Source organism: Acinetobacter sp. L-24, from assembly GCF_056857555.1.
The window spans coordinates 21,342-39,982 of record NZ_JBSXNI010000024.1 but is presented as its reverse complement, the minus strand read 5'-3'; the positions used below and the strand labels follow the sequence as shown (position 1 = coordinate 39,982).

Sequence of the window (18,641 nt, the reverse complement as noted above, 5' to 3'; positions counted from 1 at the left end):
GCGCTCTATGACACTTTAAAACCACACTTCAGTCGAAAAATTTCTTTGAAAAAAGCATCTTAAAGATGCTTGAATAGAAAAAAACAACATAGAGCTTAGGTAGTGCCCATGAAATTAGATAAAATTCCTGAACGTCTCGATCCGAGCCTAGATTTAGAACAAATCCGCGACGAATGCTTGGAACTCACCAAAAAACGCGCCTACTATTCTGCTGGTGCTGCCGTGATTCCGGTACCTTTTATGGACGTGGTCATTGATGTCGGCATCTTGTCGCAATTGATTCCCGAGATCAATGCCCGCTTCGGCCTGTCCCCTGAGCAGATCAGTGTCTACGATCCGAAAACCCGTCAAATTCACTGGCAAGAGCTGCGTAAACGTGGCGTAGAATTTTCCGGTCTGGTGGTCGCACGTACGGCAGTTAAAAAATCTTTGAACAATGTTGCAGCGAAAGTGATGATAAAGCAAGTCACAAAATTCATTCCGCTGGGTGGTCAGCTGGTGGCCGCAAGTCTGGGTTATTTTGTCATGAAAAAAATTGCCGATGCTCATGTGCAAGACTGCTATCGCACCGCTAAAAGTATTCAGCAAAAACAGGTCGCCCAAGGTTAATCCTGTTTAAGCTAAATATTTTTAAACTGTTTAAAATTCTCTACTTCAGGCAGATTATTCTGCCTGAAGCTGTTTTAAAATAGCCTTTAATACTTCGACCCGTGCGGTATGTTTATCATCAGACGCGATAATGTGCCAAGGCGCTTCCTCAGTCGAAGTATGTTCAAACATATCGGCTGCCGCTTTCAGATAATCGTCCCAGCGCTCCCGGTTACGCCAGTCTTCTTCAGTAATTTTAAAACGCTTATGCGGTGTATCTTCACGCGCCTTGAACCGTGCTGCCTGTTCCTCTTTAGAAATGGCCAGCCAGATTTTCACAATCACCGTTTGATGCTTGACCAGGCTCTGTTCAAAACGGTTAATTTCCGCATAAGCTCGCTGCCATTCTACCGGACTAGAAAACCCTTCTACCCGTTCTACCAATACCCGACCATACCAGGAACGGTCAAAAATGCAGATATCATCATCGGTTTGCAGCTTGGTCCAGAAGCGCCATAAATAGGGACGGCTCAGCTCAAATCTTTCTGGTGCAGCAATGGTATGAATTTCATATTCACGTGGATCCAGTTTTTTGACAATTCGCTTGATCGCGCCGCCCTTGCCGGCAGCATCCATGCCTTCGAACAGAATCACCACATTACGCGAATCGGAACGCATGGCTTTGGCGACCTTCGCGGTTAATTTTTTTAGTTCCGGTTTGTAATCTTCTGGCTGGGCTTGAGTCTTGGAAGGATGTTTTAACTGCTCGGGAATCTTGGCCTGCTTCCATCTTCCCTTGGCTCTGGCGGGATGATCCGGACAATGTTTCAAGGCACTCAGGATATACTGGGCAAATTGCTGGTCGCGCTGCTGCTCATCTTCGCCATCAATAATGAACCAGTCCTCGGTAAAGCGCTGACGCAGGCGCTGCAAGGTGTCATATTCTTTGCGATTGCGCCAGTCCAGACCATGCAGTTGATGCCAGTGAGTTTCACTCGGATCCATGGCATCCAGACGTTTTTGCAAGACTTTCCAGGACAGGTCAAACCAGACCTTGATCACATCGACATGGTTATTTTTCAGGTCCTGTTCAAAGGCCTGCATCTCTTGCAGATATTCATCAAACTGTGCATCACTCAGCGGGCTTTCAGCTTGCATGGCACTGCCGAGCAGATCGCTATACCAGTTACCAAACAGCACCATGATCTGGCCTTCGGCAGGAATAAAACGTGCATAAGGTTGCCACAAGGTCTGCTTCGGGCCGGCTAGCTGAGGCTTATCGGCTTTCACACGCAAATAGCGCGGATCGACCCATTCACGTAACTGTTTAACCGCTTCACCCTTGCCGGCCAGTTCAATGCCATTCACCAGAATCACCAGACTTTTGGCATTTTTCTGGCCCCGGGTCTTTTTTAAATTATATTGGGCATCAATCAGCTCGACAGACAGCTGATCTTCATCCATTAACTGAAATTGTGGTTGTTCCATACGCATCTTCAACCCTGATCTTTTATTCTGTTTGCAGTATAGCGAGGAGTTTCAGCGCAAAAATAGCTCTGGCAACGTTTTTCACACGATTAAATTGGCTATTTAAACAACAGATTGACATACAAATGCCCGATCTCTGTTCAATTTGTCATAGCAGGATTGTCCGGCAGCCTCTAAGATTCTTGCATCCTCCAATGATAATTGAAGCCTCATGTCCAAACTTGCCGTACTCGATGATCTGTTAGCGCATTATTATCAATTGGCTTATCACACCCGGCCTGACATTTTAAGCCGTTTACAGGATGTGCAGGCCTGGCAGAAAGTCCGCATGCAGCGCACTCATCGCGCCCATTTTGCTGAAAAACAAAACCTGTTGATGTCCGAATATTTCCTGAACCGTCTCTACGGCGGTGCTGAATTTGATGCGCTGGCAGAACAGATTGCCCGGCTGATGAAATATGCGCATAAAGCAGAAAAAGTTATTCCGGAAAATGCCATTAAAACCGGCACCTCAGGCGTAGAGTTGGCTATTCTGGCGGTACAGCTGGATGAACAGGTCGCGATTCAGTTATTACAGGATTATCATCCACATGAACCGCTGACTGACGAGATGATGCGCCTGACCTATTTGAAACTGGATCAGGGTGAAGCACGCCTGAAACAGTTAGCCCTACTGGATCAGCTCGGTATGAGTCTGGATAAATATATGCGTTCATTTGTGGTCTATACGGCCTTTAAAATGTGTAAGGGCGCGGCGAATAAATATAACTTTCAGGTGATGTATGAATTTATGCAGGATGGTTTTCTGGCCATGAAGCCACTCAAATCGGCAGAAAAATTTGTACGCGCGTTCACGGCAACCGAACGCCAGATTATCGAGAAAGTACATTCTGGCGATCCGCTACCATTTCAGTAAATACCCGATGAGTATTTCTGCCAAGCGTGAATTTTTCTGTATATTATTCATAACAATTGCATCATGATTGCTGAATAAGCCTTTAGAATCTGTCATGATGCAGACAATGCAAGATTAACCCGATTGATATGTTAGGAGTGACTCCAATGTCGAATGAAAATACAACGCCTACCCCTACCCCCGAGTCGGCACAACAGACAGACAAAGTGAGCCCATTCTTAACTGAACCCCTTCCACAAGGCACCCCGCAAGGTCAGCAACAATCTTTAGAACAACGTCTGACTGACACGCCTGTGACGGGTACTGTGCCTAAATACAATCTGCCACGCGGTGCCAATACAGGCAACGTCGGCTCAACCACGCACTTTGGCTATCAAACTGTCAACAGCGAAGAAAAAGCCCAGAAAGTCGCAGAAGTGTTCCACTCGGTGGCGAGCAAATACGACATCATGAATGATCTGATGTCTTTTGGTATTCATCGCCTGTGGAAGCGTTTTGCAATCAATATGTCAGGTGTACGCCGTGGCCAGCATGTGCTGGATATCGCGGGTGGTACTGGCGACTTGGCTAAAGTCTTTAGCCGCGAAGTGGGCCCGACGGGTCATGTGGTACTGTCTGATATTAACGAATCCATGCTGAATGTCGGTCGTGACCGTCTGATTGATGCGGGCTGTACCAATGTCGATTTCGTTCTGGCCAATGCCGAAACCTTAGAACCATTTGCAGACAACAGCTTCGATCTTTTAACGATTTCTTTCGGTCTGCGTAACGTCACCGATAAAGATGCGGCACTGGCTGCGATGTACCGTGTCCTTAAGCCAGGTGGCCGTTTACTGGTTCTGGAATTCTCTAAACCAGTGTTTGAACCATTCTCTAAACTGTATGACCTGTATTCGTTCACGGCATTGCCAATCATGGGAAAAATCATTGCCAATGATGCAGAAAGCTATAAATACCTGGCTGAATCGATCCGTATGCATCCAGATCAGCGCACCCTGAAAGGCATGATGGAAAATGCCGGCTTCCAGAATTGTGACTATCACAACCTGACTGGCGGGATTGTTGCGGTTCACCGCGGTTTCAAACTTTAAGGTTCCTTGCCTATGTGGTCAATTCTGGCACTCGGTGCTGTTGAACGCGTGATTCATCATGTGATTGATCTGGATGCCATTACCCGCATCCAGCTGAATGCTCTGTCCGGTAAAATGCTGCGGGTGGTGATCGCCTCGCCACAGCTTTCGGTCGATGTGTTTTTTGATGAGGGCAAAGTTCGTCTGGAGCCAACGGCAACCGGTCATACCGAAACACCTTCGGTCTTTGAACAGCGTCCATTTGACGCGAGTTCCGCGACAGTCCTTGAAGCGACCGCAACCTTGCAGGTCAGCAATGTGGTGGAATTACTCAAGCTGCTGCTTTCCGATGAAGTGGGCAATATTCCATTGCAAGGCGACTACAAGTTATTGCAGGAAATCCAGCGCATCATGCAACAGGCGGAACTGGATCTGGCGGCGCATTTAAGCCCCTGGATTGGCCCGACACTGGCGCATGAAATTGGTAAATTGCAACTGCTGCCCCAGCAGCTAAAACGCACCCTGCAAAGTCAATTATTCTTTGCCGAAGATGCCTTAAAAGAAGACAGCGGTCTGTTTGCCCCACGCTGGCAAATGGATGACCTGAATCAGGACACCCGTATCCTGAATCAAAATTTAGATCGGGTTGAAGCGAAAATCCATCAGCTTCAGGCTCAAATCGATGCCTCAAACAATTCTACTCAAGACTAGGTACACAGCTTTATGATTCCGCATGTTTCACGTTTACTCGAACTTTGGCGCATCGCCGCGCACTATCGACTCGACACGTTGTTTCCTGCGGAAGAATTACCAGAAAAATCCCGGCATGTGCTGTCCCTCATCCGGATGCATCCGGCCGCCTGGTCCAGTCGTGAACGTAAAAATCCGCTCAAGCTGAAACTGGCTTTAGAAGAAATGGGACCGTTGGCAATCAAGCTCGGTCAGCTTCTCTCAACCCGTCGTGACCTGATTCCACCTGAAGTTTTACAGCAACTGGTGTTACTGCAAGACCGGGTCAAGCCATTTGATAATGACGTGGCCAAGATGCGCATTCAGGAATCCCTGAAAGCTGATGTAAATACCCTGTTCGCGCGTTTTGATACCCAGCCACTGGCAGCGGCTTCGATTGCACAGGTGCATACGGCTGCCCTGCATGATGGCCGTGAAGTCGTGGTCAAAGTCACCCGTCCGAATATTCGCCAGCAGATTTTGCAGGATTTTGAAATTCTGGAATGGCTCGGTCAATTTCTGGAAAAACGTCTGGAAGCAGCACGTGCCCTACATTTATCAGAAATCATTCAGGATTATCGACAGATCATTCTGAATGAGCTGGATCTGACGCTGGAAGCAGACAATACCCGCCGTATGCGCCATCACTTTACCGGCTCGAGCATGATGTATGTGCCGGAAATTTATATGGACAGCAAAGACGTGCTGGTAGCCGAGCGCATTACCGGGGTGCCGATTTCAGATATCGCGACCTTTAACCGGCTGGGCATGGATCGGGCCGATCTGGCGCGTAAAGGCCTGACCATCTTCTTTACCCAGGTGTTCCGCGATAACTTCTTCCATGCCGATATGCATCCGGGAAATGTCTTTGTAGAAACCATCAATCCGGCCAATCCGCGTTTTATTGCGCTGGACTGCGCGATTATGGGCGAACTGTCCAAACACGACCAGATGACCGTAGCACGCATGCTACTAGCGGTCATGAACAGCGACTTTATGCAGCTGATTCAGGTGGTGCATCAGGCTGGCTGGATTCCACCGGGGACTGATCAGGATGCTTTGGCTCGTGAAATGCGCCGCAGTGTGGGGCCAATGGTCTCAAAACCGATGCATGAACTGGATTTTGCCGGCATTCTGATTGAAGTGATGGATATCGCTCGTCGTTTCCATCTCGAAATTCCCCCTCAATTGATGTTGCTGCTAAAAACTTTGGTGCATGTCGAAGGTTTGGGAACCGACCTATATCCTGAACTGGATATCTGGAGTCTGGCCAAACCGATCCTGACCGACTGGATCAAGGCCCAGATGAATCCGCAAAAGAACCTGAAAGAACTGGGACAAAAAATCCCGGATCTGCTTTTAGGGGCGCAGGATTTACCGACACTGATGATCGACAGCTTAAACGGTTTAAAAAACCAGTCGGCTTGGCATGCCAAACAGCTCAATGAATTACAAAGTATGCGCCTGCAAATGGAACATCAGCAAAAGCGTAGCTGGATGTTCGGCAGTGTCATGGCCATTCTGCTGGCAATTGCGATTATTTCACCATGGTTTGTGTCGGTGATTCTGATTGTGTTGGCAAGTGTGCTTGCCGTCTGGCGAATTGCGAAATAAGCGATTTACATATGCAAAAAGCCTGAATAGTCTCAGGCTTTTTTATGTCTTAAAGATGAGGATGACTTCAAAGTCACCTTAGGACATATCTTGCCATTGGGTCTTTAAACCTATCGCTTAAAATAAGCACACATTTGACTGGTATAGGTTCAACCATGGTACAGATTTTACAAAAACGTGCGCCTGCGCTGACGATTCGTGCTGGCCATCTGGCACGTGAGCTGATTCTGGAACAAGGTTTGCAACCCGAACAGGTCGATATCGTGCCCGGTGCGGCAGGCGGCCCCAAAGGCATCGGGATCCAAGGACTGGATCAGGCGATTTTTGGTGAGTTTTTTCCACGTGCACCTCAGCGTAGAACTTTGGTGGGTTCTTCGATTGGCAGCTGGCGTTTTGCCAGTATGGCTGCACATGGAGTTCAACAGGGAACCGAACGTTTGGGTGAGCTGTATACCAACCTCTATTTTCATAAAAAAATGACCCGTCAGGATGTCAGCGAAGTTTGCCGTGGCATGCTGCTGGATCTGGTACAAGGCAAAGAAAACGATCTAGTCAATCATCCAGATTATCATCTCGCAGTCATTTCAATTAAAGCCCAACACATTTTTCAGAGTGACAAGGCATTGCCGTTGCTGGCTTCTGTGGCTGGAATTCTTGGAACGACCGCAGTCGCGCGCCGGCACAGCCGTTATTTCATGCAACGTGTGATCAGCCAGCCCAATATCGGTGAACAGTTTAAAATCGCTGAAGATGGATTTACCACGCATTATCATGCACTGACCGAACAGAGTGTGTTGTCTTGGTTGATGGCTTCAGCGTCTATTCCCGGGGTGATGGCAGCGGTGAACAATATTCCGGATGCGCCGCAGGGTTATTATCGCGATGGTGGCCTGATTGACTATCACATTGACCTGCCCTTTCAGAGCAAAGGTATTGTGCTGTATCCACATTTTACCGATAGCATTACCCCCGGCTGGTTTGACAAGTTATTTAAACGTACCTCAAATCCGGAAAATCAGGCACGAACTTTGCTGCTTTCTCCATCGCAGCAATATCTGCAAAGTTTGCCTTTGGGTCGTTTGCCTGACCGTAAAGACTTTAACTTAAAAGGTTTGGACCAGGCCCAACGCATTCAGCTCTGGAAGCAATGTATTGCGGAAAGTCAGCGTCTGGGCGATGAATTTCTGGAACTGGTCGAGAAGCAGAATTTTGCTGAGGTGATGCAAACCTTGTAATTGGCCGCAGCTGCCCGATTATTTGTATAATTGCTTTAATTTTGTGAACTGTTGAGATTTATGCAGAAATTTTTAGTTGTCCTGCAATACCTGTGTCTGGCCTTTGCCATTTATCTGATTTATAGCGTCAGCATGTCGCTGTATAGCCAGGATTTTGTCCTGATGGAACTGGTCGCTGATATCGGCACGATTCTGATCTGTATCGACCTGGCGGTATTTTTATTTACCAGTAAAGGCAAGCCCGGCATTAGGATGGAAGAATATGCAAAAAGACTGGAACAGCCACCATCTAAACTGGTCTATGTGACACGAAAATTGGGGCATCTCGGTATTTTGCTGATTATCACCAGCTGGATTGTGCCGATGATTAACTCATAATGATCCAATAAAAAACCTCCCAATTGGGAGGTTTTTTTAAATTAAAGATATCTGAAAATTATTTAGAACCTTTAATCCCTGCTTGCAATAGCAATGCACCCAAACCACCAATTTTTTGCTCTTGTGGTTTAGCCGCTTGAGGTTTCTTACCCTGAGGGCGATCACCTTGCAGACGTCCTTGCTGTGGACGTTTACCCTGAGGCTTACGTTCACCACGTGGCTCATTGTTCTCGCGACGTGGCTGACGTGGTGCTTTCGCCGGCGCTTCAGAACCTTCAGGACGCATCGACAGATTCACGCGGTTACGTTCAGCATCCACATTCAAAACACGGACTTGTACGATTTGACCCGGTTTCACCACTTTATGCGGATCAGCGACGAATTCATTGGCAAGTTCAGAAATATGTACCAAACCATCTTGATGCACACCCACATCGACAAATGCACCGAAGTTAGTGACATTTGTCACTACACCTTCCAGCTGCATGCCTTCAGACAATTGCGCAACTTCAGTAATGTCATCACGGAATTTAGCAGTGCGGAACTCTGGACGCGGGTCACGGCCCGGTTTTTCCAGTTCAGCCAATACGTCTTGAATTGTCGGCAGACCGAATTTCTCGTCTGCAAATTCTTCAGCATTCACTTGGCGAATGATTTCAGTATTGCCAATGATATCTTTTACAGTCGTTGCTTTTGCTTCAACAATTTTGCTCACCAAAGCATATGACTCAGGGTGAACTGCAGAAGCATCCAGTGGCTCTGTACCATCTTGAATACGCAAGAAGCCCGCAGCCTGCTCAAAAGTACGCTCACCTAAACGTGGTACTTTTTTCAAAGACTGACGATTGTCAAAACGACCATTTTCCTTACGGAATTCCACAATTTGCTGTGCGATCGATTTGTTCAGACCTGCGATATAACCCAAAATCGCTGCTGATGCAGTATTTACATCCACACCCACCGAGTTCACACAGTCTTCGACTACTGCTTCTAAGGTTTTCGCCAGACCGGTCTGGTTCACGTCATGTTGATACTGACCCACACCAATCGATTTCGGATCGATTTTCACCAGTTCCGCCAATGGATCCTGCAAACGGCGTGCAATCGATACTGCACCACGGATCGACACGTCCAGCTCTGGAAGTTCCTGTGAAGCCAGTTCAGATGCTGAATATACAGATGCACCTGCTTCAGACACAGACACACGTGTCATTTTCAGATCACTGTTCGCAGCCATCATTTCAGCAACTAAAGCTTCAGTTTCACGGCTTGCAGTACCATTACCAATCGCGATCAGGTCAACATTGAACTCGCGGCATAAACGTGCAAGTTCAATTAATGAACCATCTTTATCATCTTTTGGCGCAAATGGATAAATCGTACTATGTGCCAGTACATCACCAGACTCGTTCACCACCGCCAGTTTCACACCAGTACGGATACCTGGGTCCACGCCCAAAGTGGTACGTGCGCCAGCAGGTGCAGACAGCAGTAAATGACGCAGGTTTTCAGCAAAGACGTTCATCGCTTCTGTTTCAGCAGCCAGACGTTTTTCAGTCAGCAATGAATGTTCAATCGTTGGACGAACTTTACCGAGCCAGAACAATTTTGCAGTTTGCTTCAAGAAATCCTGACGAGCTTGTGGCTGAACAGTTTCAAGATTGTATTCAGTTTCAATACGCGCCAATGGAGCATCATCTTCGCCATCAACTTTCAGGCCTAAAACGTTTTCCTGACGGCCACGCAGCATCGCCAATAAACGGTGTGAAGGCACTTTGTTCAAGTTTTCAGAGAAATCGAAATAATCACGGAATTTTTTACCGACTTCTTTTTTCTCATCACTTGCAACTAAACTTTTCAGCACGGCAGTTTTTGCAAATGTCGCTTTAAGTTCAGTGGTCAGTGCGATATTTTGTGCCCAGTCATCAATCAGGATGTGCTGGATCGCATCAAGCTGGCTTTCAGTATCTGGATAATCTTCATGGCTAAAGCCCGCCAAAGCTTCAGCTGGATCAACGGCTTCATTAAAGATTTTTTCGGCAATCGGGCCTAAACCGGCTTCTTTGGCCTTGAATGATTTACTGGTACGTTTTGGGCGGTACGGCGCGTAAATTTCTTCTAATGCATTTTTGGTTTCGGCCGCATTCACACGCGCCAATAAATCATCAGATAATTTATCTTGTTCTTTGAGTGATTCAATCACCTTTTCACGGCGCTCATACAAATCACGCAAGTATGATAAACGCGTATCGAGTTGACGTAGTTGCGTATCGTCTAAGCCTTGCGTTACTTCTTTACGGTAACGTGCAATAAAAGGAACACTGGCACCTTCATCAATAAGCTTGATGGCAGCCTCAACTTGATTTGGACGTACGGCAAGTTCTTTTGCCAACTGCTGAACTAAGTCAGTCATCGTGTTTGATCCCACAAGGATAAGTACTAAATGGCATGATTATAAAGACCGGGTCTATAAAATCCACCATTGTTTTTATTAATTTATCTTATCTTTGTATTATGAAGTGCCATAGTTTTCTGCTTTTCCCGATAAAGTTTGTATGAACTTTGCTTTTTATCCAGCGTAAAATCGTATTTTTTGCTCATTTAGATGTATATATTTGGTATCTATGTCTTGATTTTAACTGCAATATTTGGTGCTTTAGAGCATAGTCAATTAATATTAATGAATTGTATACTCAAAGCCTATTTGATTTTTGTTTATGACGACAATAAAGAATAAAGGAGCATCTCATGAGTTTAGTTGTACCTGCTGAAAAAGCCGATGCCGTACATACCGAAACGGACCGGGTCGAACGGATCCTGGTGGTTGATGATGATGTTCGTCTACGTACCTTATTACAGCGTTTTCTCGAAGATAAAGGCTTTGTGGTCAAAACTGCACATGATGCCACGCAGATGGATCGACTTTTACAGCGGGAACTGTTTTCTCTGATCGTGCTCGACTTTATGCTTCCGGTCGAAGATGGCTTGAGTATCTGTCGTCGTTTACGCCAATCCAATATCGATACGCCTATCATTATGCTCACCGCTCGTGGTAGCGACTCGGATCGTATTGCCGGTTTAGAAGCAGGTGCCGACGATTACTTGCCTAAACCGTTTAACCCGAATGAACTATTGGCACGTATTCGTGCGGTATTACGTCGTCAGGTACGTGAAGTGCCGGGTGCACCAAGCCAGCAGATGGAAGTAGTTTCTTTTGGTCCTTGGTCACTGGATTTGTCTACCCGCACCCTGACCCGTGAAGGCCAAGTGGTAACACTCACTACCGGTGAGTTTGCGGTACTGAAAGCACTGGTGCAGCATCCACGCGAACCATTAACCCGCGACAAGCTGATGAATCTGGCGCGTGGCCGTGAATGGGGTGCCATGGAACGTTCAATTGATGTTCAGGTGTCACGTTTACGCCGTTTAGTGGAAGAAAATCCTGCACGTGCACGTTATATCCAGACCGTATGGGGTGTGGGTTATGTCTTTGTTCCAGATGGTGCTGAATAAATTAATTTCCTGATTGATGACGGAGTCTTATGGTCTAGCCTCATTTATAGGGTTTAACCTGCGGTTCGCCTTACTTTTGTTTCGACAAAAGTAAGCAAAACCATTGTCATCCGCAAAACTCGACAACCTCCGTCATTCTAGCGATTCTCTCGCAGAAACATCATTGACTATCTTGAGTCCTGCCTCAAACAGTTGCGGATGACCTTAACGTGTATCCAACTACGGGGGAAGCCTCCCCTTTTGAGCAAAAGGACGCAGTGTGAAACTCGACCCTATCGATCCACAAAAATTTACCGATTTTGTCAGCTACTCGGAAAAGAAACGTACCCGCGGGGAACGCTTTCTCGACAAGATCAAGCCGCGTTCTGCTGCCATGCGTACCACGGTACTGGTGGTTTTTGTGGTCTGTTTCAGCCTGTTTATGTCCTTATGGTTCTTCTGGCGCACCCTGTTTTTACCTGAAATTCAGCAACATGCGCGTTATCTCGCCATGGAACTGGAAATTCTCAACAATCCCGATCTGCGCCTGTATCACAAACAGCAGGAAGTCGACATTGACGACTGGTTAAGAAATCGGGTCGGCATTGAATATGTCACCAATCCGGCAGAATATCCTACTGTGCGGGAAAAGCTGATTGCCGAATTTTTTACCCGACAGATCGAAACCAAACTGGCCAAAGAGTTACGTATCGAACAAGCCACAGTCTATTTCCAGTTTAAGCCGAGTCCACGTATCTGGATCCAGACTCCTGAAATGAATGGTCACTGGGTACAGGAACCTTTAAAGACTTATGCCAATTATAGCAATGAACTGATTTTGGGCTGGTTGCTCGGCACGCCAATTATTGTCGGCATCATTATTTTGACCTTGGTGCGTCAGCTCAACCGTCCTTTACGCCGTCTGCAGAATGCCGCCAACAGTTATAGTCGAATCGGTTCAGCGCCCTATCTGGATACCAATCATGGTCCACTGGAAATCCGTCAGGTCAATCATGCCTTTAACCAGATGATTTACACGCTGGATCAGACCGAGCGGGAACGCCGAATTATGCTGGCCGGGATTTCACATGACTTGCGCACGCCCTTAACCCGGATCCGCCTCAGTGCCGAAATGATGCCAGATGAAGACTTTCTCAAAGAAGGGCTGATTTATGATGTCGAAGATATGGACGCGATTCTGGATCAGTTCATTTCCTATATGCGCGACGGTTCCGATGAAGAACCGCAGGACACCAATGTCAATGTACTGCTACAGGAACTGGTCAAGCAGTTTAAACCGCTAGATATCCGTTTCACCCCACAAGATATACCGACCATTCAGGCACGTAGCATGTCGCTAAAAAGACTGATTGGCAATCTGATCAACAACTCAAAACGCTATGGTTCAGAACCAATTGAGCTTTCTGCGCATGTTGAAGAAGATCAACTGTTGATTTGTGTCGCAGACCATGGCGAAGGCATTCCGGAAGATCAGATTGAAGCCTTGATGCAGCCTTTTGTTCGGGGCAATTCGGCACGAACGGTACAAGGCAGTGGCTTGGGGTTGGCCATTGTGAAACGGATTGTCGACATTCACCATGGTCAATTGCGTATTCATAATCGTCCTGAAGGTGGGCTGGAAGCTATCATTTCACTACCCGTGAATCAGGTGAACCCAGATACACTTTCCCCAGCCACCACACTCGATAAAATTCGCCAAACTTTGACTGATCACTTTTAAGAAGTGATCAGTAATTCAACAAATGACTTTTTAGTTTTTCTATACAATTCATTTTATAGTTCACGAATTCAATCATTTAAAAATCATCATTTTTTATTATACCTACATTTAGCTAAAAAATTAGACCTTAGCCTAACACCTATGCACAATACATTTTTTGAGCGGTACAATCCGTATCATAGTTTAAGAATTAATGAGAGTTAAAATGTCTTTAGATCGTATCCGTTTAGCCTCCCTACACAACAAAGTCATCAGCCCTGAACAAGCGGCTGAATTCATCCAAGATGGCATGACTGTGGGTATGAGTGGCTTTACTCGCGCTGGTGAAGCGAAGGCGGTTCCTTTAGCTTTGGTTCAACAGGCAAAAGCAAACCCATTAAAGATTACGTTAATTACTGGTGCATCACTAGGGAACGATCTAGACAAACAACTGACTGAAGCTGGCGTATTGGCACGCCGTTTACCGTTCCAGGTCGACAACACTTTACGTAAAGCAATCAACAACGGCGAAGTGATGTTCATTGACCAGCACTTGTCTGAAACCGTTGAACAAATGCGTAACCTTCAGTTGAAAAAACCAGACGTTGCGATCATCGAAGCCGTAGCAATTACTGAAGATGGCGGCATCATTCCAACAACATCTGTTGGTAACTCTGCAAGCTTTGCGATTTTTGCTGAAAAAGTGATTGTAGAAATCAATACGAATTTAAGCCCGGCATTTGAAGGCTTGCACGATATCTACATCCCGACCTATCGTCCAACGCGTCAAGCGATTCCATTGACTCAAGTTGATGAGCGTATCGGTACGCATGCGATCAATATTGATCCATCTAAAATTGTTGGTATCGTATTTAACAGCGAATTGCATGACTCTCCATCTACTGTAACTGCGCCAGATGATGAGACTCAAAGCATTGCCAACCATTTGATTGCTTTCTTTGAAAAAGAAGTGGCTGAAGACCGTCTACCGAAAAACCTCGGACCTCTTCAAGCAGGGATCGGTTCAATTGCAAATGCCGTATTGACGGGTCTGAAAGATTCAAACTTTGAAGACTTGATCATGTACTCAGAAGTTCTGCAAGACTGTACGTTTGAATTGATCGATGCAGGTAAAATGAAGTTTGCTTCAGGTTCTTCTATTACACTTTCTGCGAAATACGGCGAGAAAGTATTTAACAACCTTGAACAATACAAAGACAAACTGGTATTACGTCCACAGGAAATTTCAAACCATCCTGAACTGGTACGTCGTTTAGGTATTATCGGCATCAACACTGCACTTGAGTTTGATATTTACGGTAACGTGAACTCAACTCACGTATGTGGTACCAAAATGATGAACGGTATTGGTGGTTCAGGTGACTTCGCACGTAATGCCCACTTGGCGATCTTCGTAACCAAATCAATCGCGAAAGGTGGCGACATCTCTTCTGTGGTACCGTTTGCTTCACATATCGACCATGCAGAACACGATGTTGATATCCTAGTGACTGAACAAGGTCTTGCGGATCTTCGTGGTTTGGCTCCGCGTGAGCGTGCACGTGCAGTAATTGATAACTGTGCGCACCCAATGTACCGCGATGCGTTGAATGATTACTTTGACCGTGCATGTGCAAAAGGCGGCCATACCCCTCATCTTCTTCGTGAAGCGCTTTCTTGGCACTCAAACTTCGAAGAAAATGGTCACATGCTTGCTGTTGAAGCTGCAGTAAAAACTGCATAATTGACTGCATTCACAAAACGCCCTACGGGGCGTTTTTTTATGGCATTTTTATATTTTTTTTGAATAGTCAGAACCTGATTATATTAAGGAAGCCATCTGGCTATCACCTACTCTTTCTTCTTTTATTTATCCTGCCGATCTGCTGTAGAAATACACTTCTGATGCTCAAGGGCTTTAAATTCTGATTCTTCACCCTCATACTTGAACACAAGAGCAAAATTAGAGACATGACATGCGCGTAGATATCTGGTCAGATGTGGTTTGCCCCTTCTGCTATATTGGTAAAAAACGTTTAGAAGCTGCTGCACAAGAAGCAGGTATTGAGCTAGAAGTACATTGGCACAGTTTCCAGCTCGATCCTGAAGCACCTGTACGTCAGGAAGTCTCCAACTCTGAGCGTCTGGCGCAAAAATATGGCCGCACCGTGGCAGAAGTCGAAGAGATGCAGCGCAATATTGCTGAAATGGCCAAAGCCGAAGGTATTGAATTTAACTGGGAAGGTGCCAATTCAGGCAATACCTTTAATGCGCATCGCCTGATTCACCTGGCGCAAAGCAAAGGTTTGGGCAATGAAGCACAGGAAGCGTTCTTCTATAGCTATATGACCCAAGGTCTGGCGATTGGAGAACGTGAAACACTGGAAGATGTCGCAGCGCGTATTGGCCTGAATCCGGTCGAAGTCGATGACCTGTTGGATTCGGAAGAATATGCTGATTTCGTCAAATTCGATCAGGAAGTCGCACATGAACAACTCAAAGTGACCGGTGTACCTTTCTTTGTTTTTGATCAACGTGTGGCATTGGCAGGCGCGCAGCCTAAAGAAGTTTTCCTGCAAGTATTTGAAAAAGCGCTCGATACATCAACCAACAGTCAGGCAGCACAATGCTCAACAGAAACGTGTGACACGCCAGACCAAGCTAAATAAAACAACGTTCAATAAAAAACCCCATTTCAAATGGGGTTTTTTTATTTGTTATTGAATGGCATTCGCTTAATCAACCAGAAAACTAATTTTTAAATTGACACGATATTCCGTGATTTTATTTTCTTTAATGACAACCTTCTGTTCATTGATCCAAGCACCTTGTACATTTTTGACCGTTTCTGTGACTTTCTGAATGCCCGTTTGAATCGCATCTTCAAAGCTTTTATTGCTGCTTGAATTGACTTCTACCACTTTTGCAATTGCCATAATAAAACTCTCAGCATGAAAATGAATGGAATTCCATCTTAGTCCATTCTCAGAAGATTGCAGCAGCCCGTAAACAAGCGATAGCAAAAACTTACATGGATTGAACAAAGCTCGAAATTCAATCTTAAATTGGCAGATCAAAAACACATCGCCGCTTGTTTTGGCACTCGATCAAGTCCAGATTCTCATCGCCAAAACAAAGCATAAAGTCCTGTAAAATCATAAAAATCAAACTAGAGTAAATACACTAATTTATTGTTTTATAGAGTAATTTATCTAAAATTTACTGCCTGAATTTGCCGAATCTATCATTTTATATTAAGTCTTATTTGCTATTATTTCACCCGAATTAAGTTTAAATATTCTCCTCTGTTCAAGTCATTGAACACTCTGATATTAAAGGTCATCCTATGAATGCTCTTAAATTTGCTTTCGCTGCAACCGTTATGGCTTTTTCTGTTCAAGCGTCTGCACAAATGGCGCAAGTGGTTCATCTGCCAGACTTTCCAGCGACTAAAGTACCTGCTGAAACAGTAAATACAGATGCTGCGACTGTAGCAACTGAAAAAACGGCTTAATGCAAAACTGTTTTGCATTAAAACAGGCTGATTGATTCAGCCTGCTTTTTTTATCATATTGAACACATTCTGTGTAAAAGATGCACAACTCTCAAAAATATCGACTATTTCCTACTCTCATTTTTTCTATTGATTTTTATCACTTTTAATTAAAAAATTTGTTTATAAAACACTCAAAATAGATCACTATTTTATGTGATCTCTGCTTATAATTGCAGCAATATAAATAGATTAATGATAAGAAAATTTTTTATGCATGAACTTCAGGCATTGGTACAGGGCAAAATTCCGCCTCAGTCAGTTTCTATTGATTATTTAATTGAAATGGCAGAAAGCTATACAGACTCGAATTCTGCTGAATACAGACTGGTCGAGCTGGCGGTTAACATTGTACTGGCACAAACCCTGGATAAAGCACTGAAACATCTCTAGAGATCAAAAAATGAATGCTTTAGAAAAAGCACACTTAATTAAAGAACTACATGGACTGGCGCAGCAACTGGAGCATAAAGTCCTGCCTTTCTATGAAATTGCCCGTTCTAAAAAAAGGATACGCGATATTTTTAATCTGTGTGATGAGCCTATTTTCAAGACCCAGATTTCAGCATTTAAGGCCCGCACTCAACCTGAACTTGTTGCTTACCAATTTTCTGCTAATACGTCTTATCATCTAAGCTTTCGTGGCTATTTCACCGAAATCTTAGCACTGGAACAAGCACTGTCTGCCCATCCGGATTCTGGCTGGGCAGTTTTGCATCATCCTGAACGTGGCTGGCAAATCTGGCTGATGCCCGCTCCCCAAGCTCCTGCCCTGCACAGCCAATGGGCTGAATTGCAACACTGCTATATCTGGCTGTTGCAACAACAGCAGCAATTTTCTTGTCTGCAACAGGATCCCCCCTTGATCGTTCCTGCCTTATCCTTAAACGAAGCTGAAACCAGCTGCAATTCTGTGGAAACAACCAAATATCATCGGGGACGGCCGCGCGCAAGAATCCATGCATTAGAACTACGCCGCCCAGATGAGTCAACCAATCAGATACTGACTGAACCCAAGGAACTAAATCCTCAACTAAAAGCTGAAATGACAATAACGAAAATTCCGCAAGAACAGATCACAGCCTCCGAATTGATTCAATTCCCTGTACAGATTCAACTAGGCGAACTAAACACCCATGTACACCCTTTAGGCTTAGAAGAAACCAATATCCAGCGACTCTGTGCTTTAGAACTGACTGAGAATATCGAGCATCCTGCCTATCTGGATATCACCTTGTATTATGCGGCAGAAGATAACTGGCAGGCACGTCAGGTTTATTTGGTTGAACAACTGAATCTGCAAGGTCAGTTTGTTAAATATCTGATGCTCTTAGGGGTACCGAGTCAGTTACAGGCACATTATTGTATTCAACATTGGCTGACCCATCATCAACGCCAGGCTGCTGCGATTAAATCACTGGCATGGTCTGTTATAAGCACCAGTTTCATGCAACTCGAGCTTTTTTCAACGGCTTACTTGCAGCAGGCTGAAACAGTCTGGACACAGCCAGATTACCATCCATTTATACCCGCACAGTCCATTCAAAAGCAGAAATTTATCTCGTTTAAAGAAGCTGCTGCGGATTTTTCTACCCCAGTGCTTTTGCTACAGGAACATCAAAAAATCCGAGTGATTCATGGTGAAAAACGCATCTCTCTCGCAGAGGATGAGCTGGCCTATCCATACATCTTGCTGCAACGCGACAAACAGCTAAATTGGCAGAATATTCACAATATTATTTTAACAATGCCACAACCCATTCGGGTATTAGAGCTTTATCGGGAAATTCAGGCTCAAATGATTGAATAATTGCTGTTATTTTGTAGCTTTAACTTGCTTTTTAAGGCCGTTTTTTAG

General features: G+C 45.2%; 17 protein-coding genes. 14 read left to right on the top strand and 3 right to left on the bottom strand.

Features of this window, described 5'->3' with window-relative positions:
• Positions 1–108 precede the first annotated feature (108 nt).
• Positions 109–609, top strand: coding sequence for a hypothetical protein (locus AC13CK_RS01860; RefSeq protein ID WP_005108051.1), 501 nt, complete (start codon positions 109–111; stop codon positions 607–609).
• Positions 610–663: 54 nt separating this feature from the next.
• Here AC13CK_RS01860 and pap read toward each other — a convergent pair whose 3' ends face one another.
• Complete coding sequence (pap, locus tag AC13CK_RS01855; RefSeq protein ID WP_004647335.1) at positions 664–2,082, bottom strand: polyphosphate:AMP phosphotransferase; 1,419 nt, start codon at positions 2,080–2,082, stop codon at positions 664–666.
• Between the two features lie 205 nt (positions 2,083–2,287).
• Between pap and AC13CK_RS01850 the strand changes: the two genes are divergently transcribed.
• From AC13CK_RS01850 to AC13CK_RS01825, 6 genes are all read left to right on the top strand, one after another.
• Positions 2,288–2,992: a DUF8198 family protein gene (locus tag AC13CK_RS01850; protein WP_425878998.1), complete on the top strand. Its 705-nt coding sequence runs from the start codon at positions 2,288–2,290 to the stop codon at positions 2,990–2,992.
• Between the two features lie 146 nt (positions 2,993–3,138).
• On the top strand, positions 3,139–4,083 hold the full coding sequence (gene ubiE / locus AC13CK_RS01845) for a bifunctional demethylmenaquinone methyltransferase/2-methoxy-6-polyprenyl-1,4-benzoquinol methylase UbiE (RefSeq protein ID WP_004647333.1): 945 nt from the start codon (positions 3,139–3,141) through the stop codon (positions 4,081–4,083).
• A gap of 12 nt (positions 4,084–4,095) precedes the next feature.
• Entirely contained in the window at positions 4,096–4,773 is a 678-nt protein-coding gene (locus tag AC13CK_RS01840; protein WP_253147763.1) for a ubiquinone biosynthesis accessory factor UbiJ, read from the top strand.
• A 12-nt stretch (positions 4,774–4,785) separates the two neighbouring features.
• Positions 4,786–6,405: an ABC1 kinase family protein gene (locus AC13CK_RS01835; RefSeq protein WP_425878996.1), complete on the top strand. Its 1,620-nt coding sequence runs from the start codon at positions 4,786–4,788 to the stop codon at positions 6,403–6,405.
• 155 nt (positions 6,406–6,560) lie between these two features.
• Entirely contained in the window at positions 6,561–7,640 is a 1,080-nt protein-coding gene (locus AC13CK_RS01830) for a patatin-like phospholipase family protein (protein WP_005108057.1), read from the top strand.
• A gap of 60 nt (positions 7,641–7,700) precedes the next feature.
• Entirely contained in the window at positions 7,701–8,018 is a 318-nt protein-coding gene (locus AC13CK_RS01825; protein ID WP_482830898.1) for a hypothetical protein, read from the top strand.
• A 58-nt stretch (positions 8,019–8,076) separates the two neighbouring features.
• On the opposite strand, the gene AC13CK_RS01820 is transcribed toward AC13CK_RS01825, so the two are convergent.
• The gene (locus AC13CK_RS01820) at positions 8,077–10,431 is read right to left on the bottom strand and encodes a Tex family protein (protein ID WP_482830897.1); all 2,355 of its coding nucleotides are present in this window, start codon (positions 10,429–10,431) and stop codon (positions 8,077–8,079) included.
• A gap of 335 nt (positions 10,432–10,766) precedes the next feature.
• On the opposite strand from AC13CK_RS01820, the gene ompR reads away from it, so the two are divergent.
• The 4 genes from ompR (at position 10,767) to AC13CK_RS01800 (ending at position 15,899) form a co-directional block, all read left to right on the top strand.
• Positions 10,767–11,531, top strand: coding sequence for an osmolarity response regulator transcription factor OmpR (ompR, locus tag AC13CK_RS01815; RefSeq protein ID WP_004278590.1), 765 nt, complete (start codon positions 10,767–10,769; stop codon positions 11,529–11,531).
• 259 nt (positions 11,532–11,790) lie between these two features.
• On the top strand, positions 11,791–13,251 hold the full coding sequence (locus AC13CK_RS01810; protein WP_482830896.1) for an ATP-binding protein: 1,461 nt from the start codon (positions 11,791–11,793) through the stop codon (positions 13,249–13,251).
• Between the two features lie 205 nt (positions 13,252–13,456).
• Positions 13,457–14,974, top strand: a complete 1,518-nt coding sequence (locus tag AC13CK_RS01805) for an acetyl-CoA hydrolase/transferase family protein (RefSeq protein ID WP_004647324.1) — start codon at positions 13,457–13,459, stop codon at positions 14,972–14,974.
• 232 nt (positions 14,975–15,206) lie between these two features.
• Positions 15,207–15,899 (top strand): DsbA family oxidoreductase, encoded by a 693-nt coding sequence (locus AC13CK_RS01800; RefSeq protein ID WP_005102861.1) that lies wholly within the window; start codon positions 15,207–15,209, stop codon positions 15,897–15,899.
• Positions 15,900–15,965: 66 nt separating this feature from the next.
• Here AC13CK_RS01800 and AC13CK_RS01795 read toward each other — a convergent pair whose 3' ends face one another.
• Positions 15,966–16,166 (bottom strand): dodecin family protein, encoded by a 201-nt coding sequence (locus AC13CK_RS01795; protein WP_004278594.1) that lies wholly within the window; start codon positions 16,164–16,166, stop codon positions 15,966–15,968.
• Positions 16,167–16,576: 410 nt separating this feature from the next.
• Here AC13CK_RS01795 and AC13CK_RS01790 point away from each other — a divergent pair, with 410 nt between their 5' ends.
• From AC13CK_RS01790 to AC13CK_RS01780, 3 genes are all read left to right on the top strand, one after another.
• A complete protein-coding gene (locus AC13CK_RS01790) occupies positions 16,577–16,744 on the top strand; it encodes a hypothetical protein (protein WP_004278595.1) in 168 nt (55 codons plus the stop codon).
• Between the two features lie 252 nt (positions 16,745–16,996).
• The gene (locus tag AC13CK_RS01785) at positions 16,997–17,176 is read left to right on the top strand and encodes a hypothetical protein (RefSeq protein ID WP_004647321.1); all 180 of its coding nucleotides are present in this window, start codon (positions 16,997–16,999) and stop codon (positions 17,174–17,176) included.
• A 10-nt stretch (positions 17,177–17,186) separates the two neighbouring features.
• Positions 17,187–18,593 (top strand): hypothetical protein, encoded by a 1,407-nt coding sequence (locus AC13CK_RS01780; protein ID WP_425878987.1) that lies wholly within the window; start codon positions 17,187–17,189, stop codon positions 18,591–18,593.
• Positions 18,594–18,641: the final 48 nt, after the last annotated feature.